Source organism: Saccharothrix sp. NRRL B-16314 (assembly GCF_000716595.1).
Classification (GTDB): Bacteria; Actinomycetota; Actinomycetes; order Mycobacteriales; family Pseudonocardiaceae; genus Actinosynnema.
Genome location: NZ_JNXC01000008.1, coordinates 261869 through 283370 on the forward strand (window position 1 = coordinate 261869; position 21502 = coordinate 283370).

General features: G+C 68.7%; 21 protein-coding genes. 11 read left to right on the forward strand and 10 right to left on the reverse strand.

The features are described from left to right. Nucleotides 1-31 precede the first annotated feature (31 nt). The 4 genes from OQ02_RS16130 to OQ02_RS16145 are packed head-to-tail and all read left to right on the forward strand — an operon-like array spanning nt 32 to nt 3614. On the forward strand, nt 32-1384 hold the full coding sequence (locus tag OQ02_RS16130; protein ID WP_081915683.1) for an MFS transporter: 1353 nt from the start codon (nt 32-34) through the stop codon (nt 1382-1384). Next, a complete protein-coding gene (locus tag OQ02_RS16135; RefSeq protein WP_033439198.1) occupies nt 1381-2433 on the forward strand; it encodes an aromatic ring-hydroxylating dioxygenase subunit alpha in 1053 nt (350 codons plus the stop codon). Before OQ02_RS16130 ends, OQ02_RS16135 begins: the two co-directional genes overlap by 4 nt. Beyond that, nucleotides 2430-2657, forward strand: a complete 228-nt coding sequence (locus OQ02_RS16140) for a hypothetical protein (RefSeq protein WP_033439199.1) — start codon at nt 2430-2432, stop codon at nt 2655-2657. Before OQ02_RS16135 ends, OQ02_RS16140 begins: the two co-directional genes overlap by 4 nt. A 12-nt stretch (nt 2658-2669) precedes the next feature. Next, the gene (locus OQ02_RS16145) at nt 2670-3614 is read left to right on the forward strand and encodes a PDR/VanB family oxidoreductase (protein ID WP_033439200.1); all 945 of its coding nucleotides are present in this window, start codon (nt 2670-2672) and stop codon (nt 3612-3614) included. 65 nt (nt 3615-3679) lie between these two features. Here the strand turns inward: OQ02_RS16145 and OQ02_RS16150 are convergent, their stop codons facing one another. From OQ02_RS16150 to cynS, 3 genes are all read right to left on the reverse strand, one after another. Then, the gene (locus tag OQ02_RS16150) at nt 3680-5089 is read right to left on the reverse strand and encodes an FAD-dependent oxidoreductase (protein WP_051772375.1); all 1410 of its coding nucleotides are present in this window, start codon (nt 5087-5089) and stop codon (nt 3680-3682) included. Nucleotides 5090-5255: 166 nt separating this feature from the next. Next, nucleotides 5256-5519 carry a hypothetical protein gene (locus OQ02_RS16155; RefSeq protein ID WP_156077075.1) on the reverse strand — a complete coding sequence of 88 codons (264 nt, stop codon included), beginning with the start codon at nt 5517-5519 and terminating at the stop codon, nt 5256-5258. A gap of 175 nt (nt 5520-5694) precedes the next feature. Continuing rightward, nucleotides 5695-6144, reverse strand: a complete 450-nt coding sequence (cynS, locus tag OQ02_RS16160; protein ID WP_033439202.1) for a cyanase — start codon at nt 6142-6144, stop codon at nt 5695-5697. Nucleotides 6145-6333: 189 nt separating this feature from the next. Between cynS and OQ02_RS16165 the strand changes: the two genes are divergently transcribed. Beyond that, nucleotides 6334-7188: a formate/nitrite transporter family protein gene (locus tag OQ02_RS16165; RefSeq protein ID WP_033439203.1), complete on the forward strand. Its 855-nt coding sequence runs from the start codon at nt 6334-6336 to the stop codon at nt 7186-7188. Between the two features lie 204 nt (nt 7189-7392). Then, nucleotides 7393-7791: a DUF1801 domain-containing protein gene (locus OQ02_RS16170; protein WP_033439204.1), complete on the forward strand. Its 399-nt coding sequence runs from the start codon at nt 7393-7395 to the stop codon at nt 7789-7791. A gap of 53 nt (nt 7792-7844) precedes the next feature. Here OQ02_RS16170 and OQ02_RS16175 read toward each other — a convergent pair whose 3' ends face one another. The 4 genes from OQ02_RS16175 to OQ02_RS16190 all read right to left on the reverse strand — a co-directional run bounded on the left by OQ02_RS16175 (nt 7845) and on the right by OQ02_RS16190 (nt 12210). Further along, complete coding sequence (locus OQ02_RS16175; RefSeq protein ID WP_051772376.1) at nt 7845-9026, reverse strand: BMP family lipoprotein; 1182 nt, start codon at nt 9024-9026, stop codon at nt 7845-7847. A 56-nt stretch (nt 9027-9082) separates the two neighbouring features. Next, nucleotides 9083-9982 carry an alpha/beta hydrolase gene (locus OQ02_RS16180; protein WP_051772377.1) on the reverse strand — a complete coding sequence of 300 codons (900 nt, stop codon included), beginning with the start codon at nt 9980-9982 and terminating at the stop codon, nt 9083-9085. A 3-nt stretch (nt 9983-9985) separates the two neighbouring features. Continuing rightward, the gene (locus OQ02_RS16185; RefSeq protein ID WP_051772378.1) at nt 9986-10375 is read right to left on the reverse strand and encodes a winged helix-turn-helix transcriptional regulator; all 390 of its coding nucleotides are present in this window, start codon (nt 10373-10375) and stop codon (nt 9986-9988) included. Nucleotides 10376-10626: 251 nt separating this feature from the next. Then, the gene (locus OQ02_RS16190; RefSeq protein WP_051772379.1) at nt 10627-12210 is read right to left on the reverse strand and encodes an RICIN domain-containing protein; all 1584 of its coding nucleotides are present in this window, start codon (nt 12208-12210) and stop codon (nt 10627-10629) included. A 627-nt stretch (nt 12211-12837) separates the two neighbouring features. Here OQ02_RS16190 and OQ02_RS16195 point away from each other — a divergent pair. Beyond that, entirely contained in the window at nt 12838-13596 is a 759-nt protein-coding gene (locus OQ02_RS16195) for an SAM-dependent methyltransferase (protein ID WP_033439206.1), read from the forward strand. A gap of 467 nt (nt 13597-14063) precedes the next feature. On the opposite strand, the gene OQ02_RS16200 is transcribed toward OQ02_RS16195, so the two are convergent. Next, nucleotides 14064-14603: a hypothetical protein gene (locus tag OQ02_RS16200; protein ID WP_156077077.1), complete on the reverse strand. Its 540-nt coding sequence runs from the start codon at nt 14601-14603 to the stop codon at nt 14064-14066. A 652-nt stretch (nt 14604-15255) separates the two neighbouring features. On the opposite strand from OQ02_RS16200, the gene dctP reads away from it, so the two are divergent. Then, nucleotides 15256-16422, forward strand: a complete 1167-nt coding sequence (dctP, locus tag OQ02_RS16205) for a TRAP transporter substrate-binding protein DctP (protein WP_156077078.1) — start codon at nt 15256-15258, stop codon at nt 16420-16422. A gap of 28 nt (nt 16423-16450) precedes the next feature. Here the strand turns inward: dctP and OQ02_RS16210 are convergent, their stop codons facing one another. Further along, nucleotides 16451-16984, reverse strand: a complete 534-nt coding sequence (locus OQ02_RS16210) for a hypothetical protein (protein ID WP_033439209.1) — start codon at nt 16982-16984, stop codon at nt 16451-16453. Between the two features lie 633 nt (nt 16985-17617). On the opposite strand from OQ02_RS16210, the gene OQ02_RS16215 reads away from it, so the two are divergent. Further along, a complete protein-coding gene (locus OQ02_RS16215; RefSeq protein WP_156077079.1) occupies nt 17618-18082 on the forward strand; it encodes a hypothetical protein in 465 nt (154 codons plus the stop codon). A gap of 210 nt (nt 18083-18292) precedes the next feature. On the opposite strand, the gene OQ02_RS16220 is transcribed toward OQ02_RS16215, so the two are convergent. After that, nucleotides 18293-19087, reverse strand: a complete 795-nt coding sequence (locus tag OQ02_RS16220) for a hypothetical protein (protein WP_156077080.1) — start codon at nt 19085-19087, stop codon at nt 18293-18295. A 242-nt stretch (nt 19088-19329) separates the two neighbouring features. Here OQ02_RS16220 and OQ02_RS16225 point away from each other — a divergent pair, with 242 nt between their 5' ends. Next, the gene (locus OQ02_RS16225) at nt 19330-20091 is read left to right on the forward strand and encodes an MTAP family purine nucleoside phosphorylase (protein ID WP_197043356.1); all 762 of its coding nucleotides are present in this window, start codon (nt 19330-19332) and stop codon (nt 20089-20091) included. 86 nt (nt 20092-20177) lie between these two features. Then, nucleotides 20178-21407 carry a helix-turn-helix domain-containing protein gene (locus OQ02_RS16230; protein WP_197043357.1) on the forward strand — a complete coding sequence of 410 codons (1230 nt, stop codon included), beginning with the start codon at nt 20178-20180 and terminating at the stop codon, nt 21405-21407. The last annotated feature ends 95 nt before the right edge of the window (nt 21408-21502 follow it).

The following is a 21502-nucleotide window of genomic DNA, read 5'->3' on the forward strand; positions in this document are numbered from 1 at the left end:
CAGCACACCCGCCCTTGCAGCGGAGGTACCCATGGCAATGACGCCGACCCACCCCGAGCAGCACCCCAGCGGAACCCAGTCCATCGGCAGGATCGCGGGCACGAGCTTCATCGGCACCGCGATCGAGTGGTACGACTTCCTCATCTACGCCAACGCCGCCGCGTTGGTCTTCGGCACCCAGTTCTTCCCGTCCCTGTCACCCCTCGCCGCGTCGTTGGCCTCGTTGTCCACCTTCGCGGTCGGTTTCCTGGCCCGGCCGCTCGGCAGCGTCGTCATGGGGCACTTCGGCGACCGGGTCGGCCGCAAGTCGATGCTGGTCACGTCACTGCTGATCATGGGTGTGGCGACGGTGCTCATCGGCCTGCTGCCGACTTACGCCCAGATCGGGGTGTGGGCGCCGATCCTGTTGGTGGCGCTGCGGTTCATCCAGGGCCTCGGTGTGGGTGGCGAGTGGGGTGGCGCCGTCCTCGTCGCGGTGGAACACGCGCCGGTAGCCCGCCGGGGCTTCTACGGCAGCTTCCCGCAGATGGGTGTGCCGGCCGGGATCATCCTGTCGAACCTGGTGTTCCTCACGATGAGCTCGGTGCTCACCCCCGCGCAGTTCGCCTCGTGGGGCTGGCGGGTGCCGTTCCTGCTCAGCGCGGTCCTGATCGCGGTCGGCCTGTACATCCGCCTGCGGCTGGAGGAGTCGCCGCTGTTCCTGGCGGCCAAGGAGGCGCGAACGGACTCGCGGCTGCCGGTGGTGGAGCTCCTGCGCGACCACTGGCGGCGCGTCGTGCTGGCGGGCCTGGCGTTCATGGCCGCGAACACCATCGGCTACATCACCCTCGTCTACGTCCTGTCCTACACCACCGGCCCGTTGCAGATGCCGAGGAGCACGGTGCTGCTGCTCGTGCTGCTCGCGAGCGTCGTGCAGTTGGTGGCGACGCCGGCGCTGTCCGCCCTGTCCGACCGGCTCGGCCGGCGCAAGGTCTTCATCGCCGGTGCGGCCCTGTCCGCGCTGTGGTCGTTGCCGCTGTTCATGCTGCTCGACACCCGCAGTCCGGCGGCGGTGCTGGTCGGCCTGGTGGTGGCGGTGACCATCCTGTCCGCGATGTACGGGCCGCAGGCGGCCATCGCCGCCGAGCTGTTCCCCACGCGGGTCCGCTACAGCGGCGCGTCGCTCGGGTACCAGCTCAGTGCGATCTTCGGCGGTGGGCTGGCGCCGTTGATCGCCACTTCGCTGTACGCCAGTACCGGCACGTCGGTGTCGACCGCCCTCTACCTCGCCGTGATCTGCCTCGTCAGCCTCGTCGCGTTCGCGTTCGTGCCGGAGACCCACCGGACCGACCTCGTGGACCCGACTCCCCCGACCATGCCACCGCAGGAGGTCGTCAAACCATGACGTTCGCGCGCAACCACTGGTACGTGGCGGCCTACGGCCGTGAGATCGGGCGCGAGCTGTTCGCCAGGACGGTCCTGGGCGAGCCGCTGGTGCTCTACCGCAGCGAGGAGGGCGAGGTGGTGGCGCTGGCCGACCGGTGCGTGCACCGGCGCTACCCGCTCTCGGAGAGCAGGCTGGAAGGCGACACGATCGTCTGCGGCTACCACGGCTTCACCTACGACAAGACCGGCAGCTGCGTGTTCGTGCCGGGGCAGGAGCGGATCCCGCGCACCGCGCGCGTGCCGTCCTACCCGGTGGTGGAGCAGGACTCGTTCGTCTGGGTGTGGATCGGCGAGCGCGACCGGGCGGACCGTGAGCTGATCCCCCGGGCGCCCTGGCTGGCCGACCCCGCCTACACGACGGTGTGCGGGATGGAGCCGCTGGCGGCGCGGTCCGAACTGCTGGTGGACAACCTGATGGACCTGTCGCACGAGACCTACCTGCACGGCGGGTACATCGGCACGCCCGAGGTGGCGAACACGCCGATCACCACCGAGGTCGACGAGGACAACAGGATCATCTACGTCAGCCGGCACATGGACGACGCCGCGTGCCCGCCGTTCTACGCCAAGTCCACCGGGATCGACGGCCGGATCACGCGCTGGCAGGACATCGAGTACCACCCGCCGTGCCTTTACCTGTTGCACAGCCGGGTCGCGCCGGTCGGTGTGCTGCCCGAGGCCGACGGCTCGGACCCGCACGGCTTCCACGTCGAGGTCGTCTACGCCATCACGCCGGAGACCGAGCACAGCACGCACGACTTCTGGGCCGTGGCCAGGGATTTCGCGCTGGACAACCAGGAGGTGTCGGCCTTCCTGCGTGACAGCAACCGCGCGGTGGTGCTCCAGGACGTCACCGCGTTGGACATCCTCGAGCGCGTGATCCAGACCGAGCCGCCGGACCGCCAAGAGCTGTCGATCAACATCGACACGGGCGGGCTGGCGGCACGGCGCATCCTCAAGCGCATGGTGGCCGAAGCCGGCGAACCCGCGAAGTCGGCCGCGACATGAGCCACCGTGTCGCGATGTTGCGCGGCGACACGGTCTACCGCATCCACTGGGAGCCGGGCACCGACGTGCTGGTGGGGGTGTGCCACTGCGGAGCCGAGCGCGGCTCGGAAGACCCGGCGGACCTGTGGGACTGGCTGCTGGCCCACCCGGACGGCCACGCACCGCCGGCCGCCGTGTCGCCGCCGACGGCAGACCGGCAGCCGGTCGGCGCCGCCCATGACTGAACAGGAGTCCCGATGACCGCGTCCACCGAGCCACTCGTCCCGGTGGAGCTCGACGTCCTGCTGGAGCGCAAGGAAGTCATCGCCGACGGCGTCGTGCGGCTGACTCTGCGCCATCCCCACGGCGAACCGCTGCCCGCCTGGGACCCCGGCGCCCACGTGGACCTCGTGCTGGGGCCGGACCTCGTCCGCCAGTACTCCCTGTGCGGCGACCCGGCGGACCGCTCGGCGCTCCAGGTGGCGGTGCTGCACGAGCCTTCCGGCCGTGGAGGGTCGCGGCACGTGCACTCGACGCTCACCGAGGGGTGCACGGTGCGCATCCGCGGACCACGCAACCAGTTTCCGCTGGTCCCGGCGGAGCGGTACCTGTTCATCGCGGGCGGTATTGGCATCACGTCGATCGTGCCCATGATCACGGCTGTCGAGGCTCGCGGCGCGTCGTGGCGATTGTTGTACGGAGGACGGACGCGCTCGTCCATGGCTTTCGCCGGAGAACTGCGCGACCGCTACGGCGACCGGGTGGTGGTGCGACCGCAGGACGAGACCGGACTGCTGGACCTGGACGCGTTCCTGGCGCCGGACACCGAGATCTACTGCTGCGGGCCGGAGTCGCTGATCGCCGCCGTCGAGCAGCGCTCCCCCGCTCGTCCGCACGTCGAACGCTTCACGCCCAAGGCTGTCGACGGCGGGCGCACGTCGTTCGAGGTCCACTTGGCGCGGTCGGGCCGCACGCTGGTCGTGGCGGAGGACAAGTCGATCCTGCGCACGGTCGAGGAGGCCGGCATCACGGTGCTGTCCTCGTGCCAGGAGGGGACGTGCGGCACGTGCGAGACCGGTGTGCTGGAGGGGGTTCCGGACCATCGGGACTCCGTGCTCAACGACGAGGAGCAGGCCGCCTGCGACGTGATGATGATCTGCGTGTCACGGTCGCGCGGCCCACGACTCGTCCTCGACCTGTGACCTGTTCAAGCCTCGGCGCACGAACGCCGGGGTGAGTGGCCGAGGAAGCCGGTTCCCGCTCCTGATCAGCGCCGAGCGGCGGCGAGGAGGTTGAGCCGCAGCGCGCGCAGGATCGTCCCCGGCCGGGCCAACTGGTTCGGGTGGGCGAGCATGGTGGTGACGCCGGTCAGGCGTTCGTTGGTGACGCCGTCGGTCATCGACGCCTTGAAGACCTGGCCGCTCACCCACCTGATCAGCCGGTAGCCGCGCGGGTAGGGGCCGTGCACGTGCGGTAGTCCCAGGTCGGCGAACGTCGACACCTGCCACGCGGCGTCGACGACGACCGCCACCCGGTCGAAGTACGCCTTGGCCGGTTCGCCCAGGTCCGGTCCCGAGCGGAGGTAGGTGGACAGGCACGACGCGTGCAGGGCCGCCGAGGTCATGCCTTGGCCGTACACCGGGTTGAACGACGCGATCGCGTCGCCCGCGGCGGCGAGCCCGGCCGGCAACCGGGACACCTGGTGGAAGTCACGCCGTCTGCTGTCGGCCTGGTGATAGGTGACCACGTCGCCCAGCATCCGCCCCTGACCGGCGATGTCACCGAAGACGGCAGGGAAGTCGTTGCGGCACCGGGCGACGAAGTCGGCGGCGTCCCGGCTCGGGCGGTCGTCGTCGTAGCCCGCGATCAGCATGATCCAGCGGTCGCCCTCGACCCGGAGCACACCGCCGATCCGCGCGCGCCGCCCGTTTCCCGGGCTGGACTGCGCGATGACGCTCCACAGGTCGCTGATCGCCTCGTCGTAGGCGAACATCGCGGTGGCGTAGTTGAGCTTGATCGGCATCCGGCGCATCGGCGGGCGTTCCCAGCCCGCGGCCTCCACCCAGTCGCCCAGTCGGCTGGACCGGCCCATGGCGTCGACGACGAAGTCGCCGGTGGCGGTGACGGCTTCGGTCGCGCCCTCCGGGACGTACTTGACGCCGACCACCCGTTCGCCGTCGAACAGCAGACCGTCGGCCCTGCCGGTGACGAAGCGGATGTTGTCCACCGCGAGCGTCCGCCGACGCACCTCGGCCTCCAGGTACGGCCGGGTGGTGATCAACACCGGCCAGTCCTGCTCGACCGGCGGCGCGATCCGCACCTGCCCGTCCATGAAGAACCGGTCGCTCGACCCGTCCTTACGCGGCACGACGGCACCGCCCGCGATGGCGTCGTCCGCGAAACCGGGGAACCACCGCTCCAACTGCACCGCACCGGCCGGCAGCAACGCGTGCACCTGACTGCCCTGTGGCACGCCGGCGCGCGGTCCTCCATCGGCGTCCGACGCGTCACGCTCGACCACGATCACCTCGTCGGCGTGGTCACTGAGCACCCGTGCCGCCAACAGACCCGCGATGCTCCCACCGAGCACCACCGCCCGCCGCATGACCACGCGCATCCCCGAAGGCGGCCGGGACGTGCCGATCTCGTGGAAGAGCTGCGCCGCCGACAACCGCACGAGTCCTCCTCGAACGCCCGGGACGACGCGACCGCCGCTCCCCCACGCCGAGCATATGCGGGACCACGCTGCCGCAGGGCCTCACCAGCCGGGTGGTCGCCCGTTCCGACCAGACCGACCGCTCCTCTGCGGCTTGATCACGGGAGGGCCGTGCTGCCGACTCCGGTCACCCCACAGGTGCCCGCGACGCCGCGCCGCGCTCGCCTTCCTGAACGACCCTGAACAGCTGGTACGACACCAGAGCCACCCGGGCGAACCACACGGTCAGCCCGACGCGAGTCCCGAGACCGCCTCCCACGAACGACAACCCGATGATGGCCGCCACCGTGGCGAGACCAGCGATCAGCGTCGGGACACGCATGTGTTGCCGGCGCTCGGTTTTCCCGAAAGCGCGGGCCAACACGAACACCGCCACCAGCAGCCCGGACACCGTGATGAGCGACTCGACCTGGTGCGCTGTGGCGTGCCGGACGTGCCCCGTAGTTGCAGCCGGCATCGAGTGAGCGGCAGTCCAGGCGCAGCCACCCGTCGAAGAACTGGCCCACCCCTTCGACGGCGAGGGCGATCGGGGCGAACCTGACAGGTTTGCTCACCGAGCACCCGAGTCACCACCGGTAGTCGAGGAACTTGCCGTCGAAGGTGACCACCACCCGGTCGCCGTCGGGGTCCGGGCGGCGCGCGATGTCGATCCTGAAGTTGATCGCGCTCATGATGCCGTCGCCGAACTCCTCGTGGATCAACTCCTTCAGCGCGGGCCCGTAGACCGACAGCGCCTCGACGAAGCGGTAGATCGTCGGGTCGTTCATGACGGCCGGATCCGTGCCGCGGACGGGCAGGGACCGCAGGCTCTCCGCGACCGCGTCGTCCAGGTCGAGGAGACCGCAGACCGTCTCGGCCTGTTCCGGTGTCATCGGGTGCTGCCCGAGCAGGGCGGCGGTGACCCACACGACCGGGGCGCCGAGCTCGTCCGCGATCTGCGCCCAGGTCAGGCCCTTGCGCACCCTGGCGGCGGCCACCAGGTCGGCCGCGTCGGACTTGCTCATGATCGGGGTCATGACGATCTCCTCGGTCGCGGCGTGCGCACAGACTTCCGCAGGTTCGTTGCGGCGGTGTAACCGATCACGCCGAAGTCATCCGTCCCAGGAGTGAGGCCGACGTGATTCGGTGCTCTCACAGCCGTTACAGGGAGGACACCTCCCGTGCTCAGACTCCATCACCAGCCCAACCGAAGGAGCGACGTTCCCATGACCTACGTCAGGCCGGCGGACCTCGTCCGGAAGATGATCGACGCCGGCGAGGCCAAGGCGTTCATGTCGACGCGTGACACCGTCATCCGGGCGTTCATGGCCGGTGCGATCCTCGCGCTCTCCGCCGCGTTCGCGGTCACGGTCACCGTGCAGACCGGCAACGCGCTCGTCGGGGCACTGCTCTTCCCGGTCGGGTTCTGCGTCCTGTACCTGCTGGGCTTCGACCTCCTCACCGGCGTCTTCACGCTCGTCCCGCTCGCGTGGATCGACAAGCGGCCCGGTGTCCGGCTGCGCACGGTCCTGCGCAACTGGTCGCTGGTGTTCGTCGGGAACTTCGCGGGCGCGCTCCTCGTCGCGCTCATGATCGGGGTGATCGTCACCTTCGGGTTCTCGGTGGAGCCGAACGAGGTCGGGCAGCGGCTCGGTGAGATCGGGGAGAGCAGGACCGTCGGCTACGCGGAGCACGGCGCGGCCGGGATGCTGACCCTGTTCATCCGCGGTGTGCTGTGCAACTGGATGGTCTCCACCGGCGTCGTCGCCGCGATGATCTCGACGTCCGTGTCCGGCAAGGTGATCGCGATGTGGATGCCGATCATCGTGTTCTTCTACATGGGGTTCGAGCACTCGATCGTCAACATGTTCCTGTTCCCGTCCGGCCTGATGCTCGGCGGCGACTTCTCGCTCGGCGACTACCTCATCTGGAACGAGATCCCCACCGTGGTCGGGAACCTGGTCGGCGGTCTCCTGTTCGTGGGGCTGACGCTGTACGCGACCCACGCGCGGACGGGCCTGTCCCGCAGGAACGGCGTGTCCCCGGACGTGGAGGTGCCGGTCAAGACGACCGTCGGGTGATGACGTGGTGAGGGGGTGCACCCGGTAGCGATCCTGCTCGCACTCAGTGCGGCGTTCCGCGTGCCGGGTGGACCCCCTTGCGGCTCGGCGTCGTCAGGAGCGTGGCGTTCCGGTGGCAGCGGTGGCCCGGAGTGGCGGAGACTGACTGGACGAACTGCTCTCCGTGGCCGCCATCGTCGGTCCGTGGCTCCAGAGGAGGACGCCGTGAGTTACGAGAAGGACCCGCGCGTCGACGACTACATCGACAAGCTGCCGGACTGGCAGCGGGAGATCTGCCACCAGGTGCGCGACATCGCGCACGCGGCGGACACCGAGGTCGTCGAGACGATCAAACGGACGGTCCAGCCGTACTTCGTGCTGAACGGCAACGTCTGCGCGCTGCTCGCCGCCAAGGACCACGTGAACGTCTTCCTCTACGACGGCGGCATCGTCCCCGACCCGGAGGGCATCGTCACGGCCGGGCACCAGAACAAGACCGGCCGGACGATCTCCTACTACGAGGGCGAGCCGATCAACGCGCCCGCGCTCACCCGGTACCTCGAGCAGATCATCGCGAACAACCGCGCCGGCGGCTGGCGCAAGATCAAGGCCGCGCAGGGGTGACGACCGAGGCGCCCCACCGTGAACCGTAGGGCGCCGCACCCTGATCCGCCGGGCTACGGCTTGTCCGCGACCTTGATCCCGCCCGCGATGATCTGGGCCTTGAACCCTTCGAGGATGCCCTGCAGCTTCGCGTCGATCCTGCCACCGGACGTGGCGTAGCCGATGCCGTCCACCTTGAGGTCGAAGACCTTCGGCAACGAGGCCAGGTCGTTCCTCGCGGCGGCCTTGAAGAAGTCGTACACCGCCACGTCGACCCGCTTGAGGCTCGACGCGACGATGACGTCCCTCGTGTCCGCGAGCGCCGGCTGGTTGTACTGGTCGGCGTCGCACCCGATCGCCAGCACGCCCGCCTGCTTCACCGCGGAGAACACGCCGATGCCGGACGCGCCCGCGGCCGGGTAGAGGACGTCCGCGCCCTTGTCGATGAGCCCCTTCGCGGTCTCCAGGCCCTTCGCCGGGTCCTGGAAGCCCGTGAAGTCGGTGGCCGGCGTGATGTACTTCTTCTCGACCACGATCTTCGGCGCGGCGGCCTTCGCGCCCTGGACGTAACCGGCCTCGAACTTCTGGATCAGCGGGATGTCGACGCCGCCGATGAAGCCCACGTGGCACTTCTTGCTCTGGTACGCGGCCACGACGCCGGCCAGGAAGGCGCCCTCCTGCTCGGCGAAGACCAGTGGCGTGACGTTGGCCGCGCCCTCCACGGCCGAGTCCACCAGGCCGAACCGGACGTCCGGGAACTCCGGAGCCACGACCTTCAGCGACTCCGTGTACGCGAAGCCGACGCCGACGACCGGGTTGAAGCCCTCGCGTGCCAGTTGGCGCAGGCGGGACTGCTTCACCGACTCGTCCTCGTTCGGTGCGGCGGAGAGCTCGCGGGTGTTCTCCTCCTTCACCCCCATGTCCTTGATCGCCCGGTCGAACCCGGCGGCGGCCAGGTCGTTGAACGAAGCGTCACCACGACCACCGATGTCGTAGGCCAGACCGATCTTCAGCGCACTCCCGTCGACCTTGTCGCCTTCGGCCTTGTCACCGTTGGCCGCGCTCGTGTTCGAGGTGGCGGGAGGGCTGGGCGGTGTCGCGAACTCGCACGCGCCGCCGGCGACGCTGGTCGACGCGGTGGTGCCGCCGGAGTCCTTCGCGCAGGCGCTCACCACCATGAGACTGGTCAGCGCGATCACGGCGACAGCGGTGCGGTGGACTGGACGGCGCACGGCTCGCCTCCCCTCCCTGCTCATCGAGCAGACCTTCCCCCGATCGGCGTATCAGGGCTTGAGCGACGGACCGTACCTCTTCACCGCGACCGTTCGGATGAGCGTTCACCTGCTGGGAACGGGTTCAAGTGCTTGTCGAACCACTCCGCAGCCGACTCGATGGCCGGTCCGACGCAGCGAGGCTGGTCGTAGAGGTCGATGTGGTTGGTCGTGTCGATCCACACCAGGTCCGACGGCTCGTCCAACCGGTCGAAGATCCCCTTCGCGCCCTCGGGTGAGCAGTACCCGTCCCGGGTTCCGTGGATGATCCGGACCGGCGTGGGTGACACGAAGTCGGCGCCGATGGCGGCGTCCAGCGTCAGCAACGTGTGGATCGAGGCGGTGGTGATTTCGTTGCGCCAGGTCGGCGCCGCCCCGCGGCTGGTGCCGTAGTACTCGTAGGGCTCCGGTCCGGGCATGGCCGCAGGCCCGTCCGGGGACACCACCGGCATGAACTCGGTGCCGCCCGCGAGCAGGTCGGCGAGCTTTGCGCGGTACGCCTCACGTCCGAAACCGGCCTGCATGGCCTGAGGGCTGTTGTAGGCGCCTGCGACCGTCACCAACGCCTCGACCCTGCCGTCGAAGGCCGCTGCCTTCAACGCGTACCCGGCACCCAGGCAGATCCCGACCAGGCCGACCCCGGTGACGTCGGGGTGACCATGGAGGAACCCGACAGCGGTCTGCAGGTCGGTGAGCTTGCCGCCCGCGTCCTCGTGCCGGCGGTTGCTCCCCCCGCTGGCGCCGAAGTTGCGGTGGTCGAACGTCAAGGTCGTGATGCCGCGCTCACTCAGTCCTTCGGCGTAGGTGGCGACGACCTGCTCCTTCACGCCGGTGAAGGGTCCGGTCAACGCCACGGCGCGCCGTGGTCCGGCACCGCGCCCAGGGCGCAGAACAGCGGCCAGGTCGATGCCGTCGGGGGTGCGCAAAGTCAAGTGCTGCAACGTCTACTCCTGCTTGAGCGGTGAAGGGAGGAAGCCGTCCGGGAGGCTGGTGGTGAGGATCTCCCCGCCGTGTCCGTCCACATAGCCCAGTCCCCATCGGCACATCGCGGCCACCAGCGGCTCCAGGGCGGCACGTTCCGCCTCTTCGACGGAGTACTCGACCTTCGGCGGCACCTGGTCGAACACCGTTCGCCGCACGAGACCCGAGGCCTCCAGCTCTCGCAGCTGCTGGGTGAGCATCTTGTGGGACACCTGCGGGATGAGGCGGGTCAGCTCACCATGACGACACGGTCGTTGCAGCAGGTAGAAGCAGACGATCAGCTTCCACTTCCCGCCCAGGTGTCGCAGTGGCACGTCCACCGGACACAAGTACGGGGGCTCCGGTTCGGACATGGCTCCCTCCACACAGGCAATTGAAGGCCATACCGGCCCTGAGGACCAGTACGCACTTTTTGGTGCCCATGCGCCGAGAAGTCCTACCGGTGCGCCGCCCCTGTTCGGGACGCACCCTCGGCCGTGATCATCTCAAACCGTGGACTGAACGCGGCAGCCGCCCACTGCCCGGCGAGCCTGAACGATCCGCTCCCGAACCGTGGTCGTGCCCCGCAAGGTGTTGGCCCTACGGGGCACGGTCGGGTCGCGCGTCAGCAGACCGCCCAGGTGCTGTTGACCATCGTGATGTTGCGGAACTCCGAGTTGCCCGCGCAGGGGCTCTCCCGGATCGTCTGGTTGGTGACCGTCAGGTTCTGCAGGTAGATCCGGTTGTTGTTCGGGAAGTCCGAGCGCGCGGCCAGGCGGATCTCGCCGCCGCCGGACACCCAGCCACCCTGGCTCGCGATCGTGACGCCGTAGCAGTTCTCGATCAGGATGGCGTTGTTGCCGGTGTTGGACAGCTCGATGCGGTCGATGACCAGACCACCGCTCTCCGACACGCAGAACACGCCACGCCCGCCGCCACTGGCCTTGACCAGGCCGACCCGGATGTTGTCGGGGTAGGCGTCGTTGATGCGCCCGTTGCGGTTGGCCGTGCGGAAGGCCGCGTAACCGGTGCCGGCCCCGGCGTTCTGCGCGTCGACGGTGCCGACGGTGGCGTTGGTGGTCTCGTTGAGCAGCAGACCGGACTCGCCGACCGAACGGGCCACGACCGTGCCGATGGTGATGTTGTCGACGCCGTAGGTCTCCACCGCGTGCGACGAGGCGCCGGAGACGTAGACGTAGTCGATGTTGATGTTGCGGCTGCGCTGGCTGGTGTCACCGCGGTTGTCGATGCGAACCCCGAGGCCGCGCGACAGCTTCATGTCCACGTGGCCGATGTTCACGTTGGTGACGTTGCGCATGAAGATGCCGTAGATCGGCGTGCCCGTGACGTAGAGGTGCTGGACGTCGACCTGCGTGGTGCCGCGCGAGTACACCGGCGCGTAGTCGCCCGAACCCGAGCCGGAGACGTTGATCGTCCCGCACGAGTCCAGAGTGGTGTAGCTCGGCAGCGAGATCCGCTCGCCGGCGCCGACCGTGCCGCCCTGCCACAGGACGACCCGCTCCTTCCACGTCCGGTTCGCCGTCAGACTGCCGATCGCCGCCTGCGCCGCAGAACGGAAGTCCGAACCTGTGTACACGACCGTGCCGCCGCGCCGGGCGGTCCACGTGCCGTTGTTGATGTAGGCCTCGGCGTGGAACGTGCCCGAGCCGCAACCGTTGCCGCCGCTGTTCCCCATCTTCACCAGCTGCCACTGCTGGTTCGTGCCGCCCGTGTCGGGCCACTGCACCAGCTCGGCGCCGTCCGCGGTGGAGAAGTTGAGCACGTCGACTGCCTTGTTGCTGGCCCGGTTGACCAGCCGGACGTAGCCGCTGTCCGAGTCTGCCAGCCGGAACTGCTGGTTGTAGCCGTTGTGGTCGGTCCACTGCGTGAGGCCGGCGAGGTCGTTGGTGGACGGGAAGTCCAGCACCTTGCCGCTGTGGCGCGACTTGAGCCGGTAGTAGCCGTTGCCGGAGTCGACGAACTGCCACTGCTGCCAGTTGCCGTCGTTGCGGGACCACTGGCTGATCCGCGCGCCGTCGCTCGTGGCGAGGTCGTAGACGTCCAGGGCCTTGCCGCTGTTCCGGTTGACCAGGACGTAGTAGGCGGAGGTGTCGACTGTCGCCGCGACGGCGCTCGGCGCGGTGACGGCCACAGCCGCCCCGGCCAGCAGCAAGGCCATTGCGGCGGGCACGACTTTGGTTCTCAACATGGCTGCACTCCCTGCGACGTTGCACGGAACACGAACGAGGTCGGCGGCCTGTGCACGCTAACATCCGAAGATTGCACAACTCAACGTCGCGCCCAGTGGTTCCACATGCGTGAACACGTGACAGCCGTGGTCGATCCGGCGATTAATTCACCCTTGACCGGCTTCGGGGCCGAACTCCACGGATGCGAACCCGCCCGCCCTCGGTCACCGCTGCCGCTAAGGACGCGCCTTGTTATCGCTCACATCTCCGACCTCATGACCACGTCGCCCGTAGCCCTCGGAGATGCCGCATGGCCCTCCGGAGTCGACGTGAGCCAAGTCGACGGGCGCTACGAGGTCGTAACGGCGCACCGGAAGGACCGGTGTCCGGCCAGATCCAGGAATGCAGCGCAAGCCAGGCCGAGACCGACCAGCACGCGGGCGAGCGGTCAACGCCCCCCACCTGGTCGCCCTCGTCCGCGCTGGCGCGACCTTCGAACGCGGCGTCCTGGTCGAGCGACCCGATGAGAAGTCAGGAGGCGATCAGCACGTCGCATGACCACGCCGATCCACCCGAGTGCGGCGGATCATGTGCCCCGCTCCGGCATGCCTCAGCCTCGGTTGGGCCTGCCTTGTAGCGTTGCCGCAGTGGAGCGCTCCGAGATCTTCGACATTGCCCACCTGCGCCATCCGATCGCGGCGCCGGTGGCGCCCCAGCGGCTACGCGAACTGGTCGGCTGGCTGCGCCCAAGCGACGGCGCCCGCGCCGTCGACCTCGGGTGCGGAGAGGGCGAGTGGTTGCAGGAGTTGCTGCTTGCCCACCCCGGGATCACGGGCGTAGGGGTCGACCACATGCTCCCGGCCTCTGCCGCCGGGCGTGCCGGCGAGCGGGGGCTGAGCGACCGTGTGCGCTGGATCAAAACGGATGCCGCCACCTGGGCCGACGGGGTCTTCGACGTGGTGCTGTGCGTCGGTGCGAGCCACGCCTTCGGCCGGCTGGAGGACATGCTGGTCGCTATCCGGCGGCATCTGCGCCCCGGCGGCCAAGCGCTGATCGGCGACAGCATCTGGGAGGGCACCCCGTCGGCCTCTGCGCTGGCGGCGCTCGAGGTTTCTGCCGACGCTTATCCCGACCTCGCCGGCCTCGTGCGAGCCACCCGTGAGCACGGGTTCGAGCCGTCGTACGGGCACGTAAGCACTTTGGCCGAGTGGGACGACTACCAGTTCAGTTGGACCGGGTCACTCGTCGACTGGGCCGTACGGGAGGCCTCGACGACGGAGGATCGTGACCAGGCGCTTGCCGTGGCACGTGAGCATCGCGAGGCCTGGTTGAGCGGCGCGCGGCGCGAGCTCGGGTTCGCCACCTTCGTCCTGCACGACGTCGCCGCCGCCGGCGCGTGCGACTGATCGGCGTTCACGGTGCTGCCGATGTCACGGCGGCCGGCTCGTCGATGATCCGACAAGAAGTCAGGGCAAGTCGCACGACACGCCGATCCACAAATCTTGACTACTATTCCCCACGCGTTTGGCTGCCGGAGAGAAGTCAGGCAGGACGCAGCGACTGCTCGACGAACATGCCGTCTCGACCTCGTCGGCCAAGCCATGCTCCGCCACCACTGGCCGGCACTGCGAGAATTCGACCGTAAGGCGGATTGCAGACATGGCCTGCAATCCGCCGTTCGCTCATCGGCCAGGCGGCTCGTATCACCCAACCGGTTTGCCTTCGTCTTGCCGGCTACGGTCCGACGGTCTGCACGACCTGAAGGAGACGCGCCGACCGTCTAGTCCGCATCGAGGATCGCTGTCGACTTGTGAACTCGATTGGTGGCGCCCTTGGCCCGGCCTGAGCCGGATCTCGTCCAAGTAGACCGCGTTCAGGGCCCTACGCGCGCATAGCGGAGTACGGTGTGGTTGCTACCGCCGGTGATGAGCCTTGCTTCAGTGGGCTCGCCCGCATCGTCGTACCTGCGGACCTGGAGCACGATCGTCGTATCGTCCTGCACTGTGACCAGATGAGTGATCGGCGCGGTCACGTTGCCGATGCTTCGGATGCGGTCTGGACTCCGGTTGACCAGTGTCTGGAGAAGTCGCTCGCTGTCCGGCAGGACTCCTGTCCTACTGCTCCACAGCCGCGCTCTGATCGTGCTGATGATGTCAGAATAGCCGGCGATGTTCGTGAGCACGTTCGCGTCGATCAGGAACGTGCCGGACCGGTCCAGCGTGACGCTCAGCGGAGCATTCTGCCACGTATCCCTGTCCACGTCGAAGTTGGTCCGCATGATTTCGATGCCGACGTCGCCCTGCTGGAGCGCGGCGTCGTTCGCACTGACGTGGCGATGGGAAGCCGTCGCCGCAGTGGCAAGTGCCACGACAGCGGCACCCACGACAACAATGGACAAGAGTGTTCGTTTCATCACAGTCTCTTTCTCTCGAACATTCCCTGTCAGTATTTGGCGCGCCGGCCACGGGCATTTCTGATCACCGGCATTTCAACTCGAACGACGCCTCTAACCGCTCAAGTGTCGATGACGCCCGTGAATGTCTCGATGTGGCGCATGAAGGCGGCGGAGTTGCCGCGATGGATGTTGCACCACCCGTCCTGCCGGCGTCTTCGGCCAGTCCGGTCAGGGAGGTGGACCCGGTACTTCAAGCGGAGGTGTGATCAGGACTCCGGTTGACGACCGAGTCCACACGCGAGTGCCTGGCACCCGGGTCGGCCGCGCAGCACCGCGAGGTCGAGGCCGATGTGGCGGCCCTGCCAGGGCTGGGTGAGCGGGGCGGCATGATCTCTCCTTGACCGTTTTATCCGACGAGTCGCCACTTCCCCTGAACGGGAAGCGGATCGGGAGGTCGACTCTCCGCGGAAGACCGCGAGCTCCCTCCACTGTGGACCGGTGCCCTGGACGAGGAAAGACCCCGTTGTGGTGACTGGGTGTCCCGAAGAGTGGTAGGTCGAGCGACCGCCGATGACTGAGGATCACAGCACACGCAGAACTTTCGACTTCCGCGTGCCCCCTGACGGCGACGGCCACCCCGTGGGCATCACCACGGAGAGGGCGAACTCGGGTGGACCAGGGCACCACGGCCACCTCGCGCGAAGGCTTGTCCACCTTGGTCGCGATCGGCGATATAGGGCGATTTCCGCTCGACTGCGTCGCTGGTCCACTGCCGGCCGGCCGCGCTGCACGCTGTTCAATCCGCCGTTACGGTGTCGCGATGAACGCTGGAACCGTCGGACGCAGGACATGGTTCAAGAGGGTCGGGGCGCTCGCACTCGCAGGCGCCGGCGCGGCGGGAACGCCTGGCCACGCGTGGGCGGCAGAAGTGCTGAAGATCGCGACGCTGTACCCGAAGACGAGCCCGTGGGGCGAGGTCCTCTCGACCTGGGAAAGGGCCGTGAAGGAGAAATCGGGCGGGCGGATCGAGTTGCAGACGTTCTACAACGGCTACTACGGCGACGAGGCCGCCATGGCAGGGCTGATACGAGAAGGAAGCCTCGGCGGGGCCGTGATGTCGAGCGTCGGTCTCGCCAAGTTCCACCAGCCGATCCTCGCCCTGCAGATGCCGGGCCTGTTCACCACCTGGGCCAAGCTCGACGCGGCCCGCGACGCCATGAGGCCCGAGTTCGAGGCCGGGCTCCGCGACGCGGGCACCACCGTCATCGGCTGGTACGACGTGGGCATGGTCTCCGCCTTCTCCCGCGGTTTTCCGGTGCGTGCCCCTGCCGACTTCAAGGGCCGGAAGCCGTGGCAGTGGCGCGACGACGCCATCGTGAAGCACTTCTTCCAGGCGATCGGCGGTGTCACGCCGGTCCCGCTCAACGTCGCCGAAGTGCTGTCGGCACTTGACAGCGGCGCGGTCAACGCGCTGTTGCAGTCGCCGCTCGCCGCCGAGCAGTTCCAGTGGGCGGCCAAGCTCGACAGGGTCACCGACCTCGTGTTCGGGCCCAGCGTCGGGGCCATCGTCATCTCGAAGAAGCAGCTCGACGCCATCCCCGCCGACCTCCGGCAGATCGTGCTGGACACCGGCAAGGTCGCCGCCAGCGCCCTGAAGAACCGGATCCGCACTGAGGACGCCGCGGCGCTGGCACGTCTCAAGGACAGGATGACGGTCGTCACCCTCACGGCCGAGGAGCGCAACTGGTGGAGCGGACGCTTCAAGCGGACGCGCGAACTCCTGGCCCAGGGCACCTTCAGCCCCGAGCTCGTCACCCGGCTGGAGTCGATGGCCTGATCGTCACGGCCGCCACTGTTGCCGACCGTCAAGCCGCTTGCGTGATGACGATGGCGGCGGCGCCGCTGGAACTGGTGACGCCTTCCGGTGTGAGGCACTGCAACGGGGTGGTGTTGACCACGGCCGCGGTCATCACGACTTCGGCGCCGGAGAACCTGCCGGCGGTCACCGTGCCCTGGTACACGACGACGGTCTCGTTGGCCGGGCGCAGCACCACCACGCCGTTCGCGGCCACTGTGGTGGTCTCACCGGTGCTCCAGGTGATGGTCACGGTGATGGAGACGCTTCCGGCCAGGCAGGACAGCAGCCCGGTCACGACGACGCCGTACCCGCCGGAGGTGATCGCCGGCGACCCACTGGACACGCACGGGCCGTAGTTCGCGGTAGAGGTGATCGTGACGGGCCTCAACTGCAGGGTCACACCCGGATCGAAGGTGTTGGCGCCGGTTCCCACGCACGACAGCAGCTCTACGTCCGCAGCCTGAGCCGCGGGCGCGACGGCCACCAACCCGGCCGCCGCCGTCACCGCGACCACGACACCCGCGACCGATCGCCGCAGCACCGATAACGAACTCCTGACCACACTCGTACCCACTGGGACACCCCGTGATTCCGGAAAGGGAATGGATCGCCACTGTAACTCCACGTCGTTGCGCCGGAACGGTGAAATGTCGTGCAACTTTCCGTGGGTGTTCCGAACGGTGAAGCCGCACATTTCGTCGACAGGTGTTCGAGGCGCGCTCCCCCGGTCGCCGGGGCGGGTGGCGGACAGCGGTTGGCCTGCCGCAGCAAGGTCGCAGAGTTCATCGCCGCGCCGGCGCCAGGCTCGTCCTCGAAGACCTCCACGCCGCCACACGACACCCAGCGGACGAAGGCGTGCTGATGAACCTGCGGACCGCAGACCCGGATGGCCTCCCCGACCTCCTGGTCCAGGGAGCAGTCGGCGGCCCCCGGCTGCCGGACGGGTCGGGTTCGACCAGCGGCCGACTGATTCTCATGATTGTTCACATTCGAGATCAGCGCACGCACGGCCAGGTGAAGTGATGTCACACGGTCGTCGCTCACCTGTCAGTCGAACGTGGAATTGACCGATCCGGATCGCTATTCCCGGGCTACGTTCCAAAAGACGAGGTGCTCTCGCCACGCTACCGGAGGTGCTGCAGTGCAGATCAATCCTTACCTGGTCCTTGCGGTCGTGGGCGGTCTCGTGGGCGGTCTCGCGGGCGCCGACCAGGTTCGCACCGGCGAAACGACCAACGAGCCGACCATGACGGTTGTGGCCATACGCGGTTTCATATCGGCGCCTGCTGCGCCCGCTGTCGGCACCGGGTTCGTCGTCGGCGGGGAACTGTTCGAAGCCGACGGCAGCACCAAGGCGGGCTACCACGATTCGCACTGCGGCGTGCTGTCGGTCTCGGCGGCGGTGCCGCCGGAGGTCATCGCCCACTGCACGTCCACGTTCCGGCTGAAGGACGGTGAGCTCCACTTCTCCAGCCTGCGGACGTACAAGACGCTCGCCGAGCCTTTCAACGACACGACCGTGGCGATCACGGGCGGCACCGGCACCTACTCCACCGTGCGCGGCCAGGCCAAGACGACGCAGTGGCATGCCCAACGACAGCAGATCGGGGTTGCCTACGCCATCGAGCGCGACAGTTGACCGACCATGACCGGGTGATCGGCCCAGCCGCGGATGGTGAGTCGGCGGCTGAGACGGTCTTGGGGCGGGCTCGCGCGCTGCGCCAGCGGATGCAGGCCTCGATGGTGGCGTTCCGCTCGGCGCGGGCCGCGATGGTCGGTGCCGTTGCGGGCGCAGTACCGCAGGGCGGTCGACTCGTGGTCGACGCAGGATCGCCTTCTCCAAGCGCGATCAGCCGGGCAACGCGTAGACGTGGAACTCCACCGTGGCCTCGTCCGGGAACGGGGAGGGTGGACGAATCACGGTGAGGTGGCGTGCGTCCGCGAAGCACCGCGCCAGCGTCGGCAGCGTGACGGCGTCCTCCGGTCCGACGACCGCCACCTGCGAGACGACAACGCACGGCACCCCGGCGCGCGAAGCGCGGATCGCGGCCAGGATCTCCGGCACCGGCGGGCTGGTGACCGTCAGATCCAGTCCTCGCTCGGTGTAAGCCGATCCCCACGGCGGCTCGACGAGGTGGACGTCCCCCTCCCGGGGCGGCGGCAGGCCGGCGAGCAGGTCCCGGTAGTCGGTGTGGCGCAGGTTCACGTCGATGCCCATGACCTCGAAGTTGTGCCGGGTGGCGGCGTAGACGTCCGGGTCGAGTTCGGCGGCGAAGACCGGTAGGCCCAAGCCGGTGCCCACGTGCCGGCCCAGGTTCCCCGAGCCGCAGAACAGGTCGGCGACGAACCCGGGCGACAGCTCCCGCGCGTCGGCCAAGTACGCGCAGAGCGCTGTGGTGACGGCAGCGCAACTGTCGTCCACGCTGCACTCGACAGCGGTCCGCCCGAGCAGCCGCAGGCCTCGCCTGATCATCTGCGGCGCCGGGACCCCGTACACCGCCAGGCGTTCCGGGCGGCCGTGGAGCACCTGGCCGGCGCGGACGAGTTCGACTTCGGTCAGCATCCGCGTCCGCGCCGGTCCGAGCAGGCTCGCCCGCAAGGTGAGCGCGGCACGCAGCGACCCCGCATCGTAGTTCTGCGCCATGGACCGCACCGTATGCGCTCCAGGCACCGCCACCACTCGTCCAGATGGGGGCCCATTCCGGCACGGGTGTGGTCCCCCACGCGACTTGGCGGTCCCTCCCGCGCTGCTGGTCATACTTCGTCGCGGCAGCGGCAAGGAGGTACGCGGACCACCTCGGCGTCGAGCTCACGGCAGCACGAACGGCAGCGCACCGGAGGGCGATGATGGTGGACCTCGCGGTCCTGGCCAGCCAGGACGTCGACATGGCGGCGCTGCTCACGAATCCGACCGAGATCCTGATCGACACCGCGGGCGGCCCGGTGCCCGCCACGGTCGGCACGCTGCACGGAAGCGAACTGATCATCCTGCACCGCAACGCCACCGGTCGACCCGTGGCACCGCACGCGCTCGATTACCGCGCCAACATCGAAGCCCTCGTGCGGGCAGGCGTGCACCGGGTGGTGACCACCGCCATGGTCGGCAGCTTGCGCCCGTCCCTCCCCGTCGGGACAGGGGTGGTGCTCGACCAGTTCATCGACTTCACCCGCGACCGCCGGTCGACCTACTTCACCGGCCACGATTTCGGCCACGCCGACATGGCCGAGCCGTACTGTCCGGAACTGCGCAAGAGCTTGCTCCAGTCCGCCCAGCACCTCGACGTCGCGGTGAGCCCGCACGGTTGCTACGTCTGCACGGCGGGACCGCGCTTCGAAACACGCGCCGAGGTGCGGATGTTCGCCCGACTCGGCGGCGACGTGGTCGGCTTCACCAACGTCACCGAATGCGTGATGGCACGCGAGGCCGGGCTGTGCTTCGCCACCTACGCCGGGGTCGTCAACCTGGGCGCCGGGCTGTCCGACCAGTCGCTGCGTACCGAGTGGTGGCACGATGCCCGCGAAGCCCACGCCACGCGCTTCGGCGCGATCATCGCGGAACTGGCCAAGGTACTCGCACGAACGCCCCCCGACACCCCCAAAGCCTGCCGATGCGCCACGTCCACCCCGATCGAGCGGCCGGCCGGGTAGCCGACGGCGCACTCTCCAGACGCCTCCGGACCGGCATTCTCGAGCTCGATCGACACTCGAACGGACGCGTTGTGGAGTTCGGTGCCATGCCGAAAGTTGAAGGCATGACGTCGGCCCGGCACACCGCTCTCGAGCTCGGTGAACGGATCGAGCTGCGGCGTCGGCAACGGGGCATGTCCCGCCGGGTGCTCGCCGGCCTGGTGGGACGCAGCGAGGAGTGGCTGCGGCAAGTGGAGCGCGGGCACCGACGGCTCGACAGCATCGAGATGCTCGCCCGCCTCGCCGAGATCCTCCAGTTCGACAACCCCGAGAACCTGATCGGCCGCCCCGCGCCCACCACTCGATCAGCCGGCCGGCCCACCGACCTGTCACTCGCACCGCTGCGCCACGCGATCACGGAGCACCCCGTTCCGCCGTGGCCCGCGACATCGGACATCGACACCCACCACCAGATCCGCACCGACCTGGATGACTTGTGGCGAGCGTGGTCCGACGCGCCCGACCGCTACACCAGCACCACCCGCCGCCTGCCCGCCGTGATCCGCAGTGCACGGCGGGCGGCCCTTCCGCCCGGTGACGACGCCGAAGGGACCCTCCTTGTCGAGGCCTACCACCTGGCGCGCCACCTGTGCACCAGCGTCGACGACCCACCACTCGCCTGGCTCGTCGCCGACCGTGCCACCACCATCGCGATCGCCTCACACGACCCGCTGCTTATGGCCACCTGCGCCTGGCACACAGGCTCGGCACTGCTGCGCATCGGCTACTTCGCCGAGTGCCGGGACCATTGCATCGCCTTCGCCGAGCGCCTGGCAGCCCTCACCACCCCCACGGCGCTCACCCTGTGGGGAGCCCTGCACCTAGTGGCTGCCGAAGCCGCAGCCGCCACCCACGACATCGCGAGGAGTGACGAGCTGACGGCCATCGCCGCCGAGGCCGCGACCGCCCTCGTGACGGATCGGCAGCACGGCCACATCTGGTTCGGCCCGACCGGACTCGCCACCGCCGGAATCCACACGGCCCTCCGCCTGGGCAGGCTCGACGAAGCCGCCCGACTCGCCAAGAACACCGACCTACCGGACACCTACCCCGCGAACCTCCGCGCCCGCCACTACCTGACCGCCGCCGACGCGCTGGCCAAGCGCGGCAACGACGCGGACGCCGTATTCGCCCTGATCAAAGCCGAACACGCCTGCCCCGAAGACATCCGCTACGACCCCACGGCCCACCACACCGTCCACCACCTCATCCGCCGCAGCAACCGCCTCATCCGCACAGATCTCGACCGCCTCGCGGCACTCGCCGGCCTCACCTGAACACCTCGTGCCACACAGAACATCGCCGGCAGAGCAGGGTCACTCACCGTTTCGTCAGTACTGCCGCTCAGCGAGGCGACGAAGATCGCCGAACC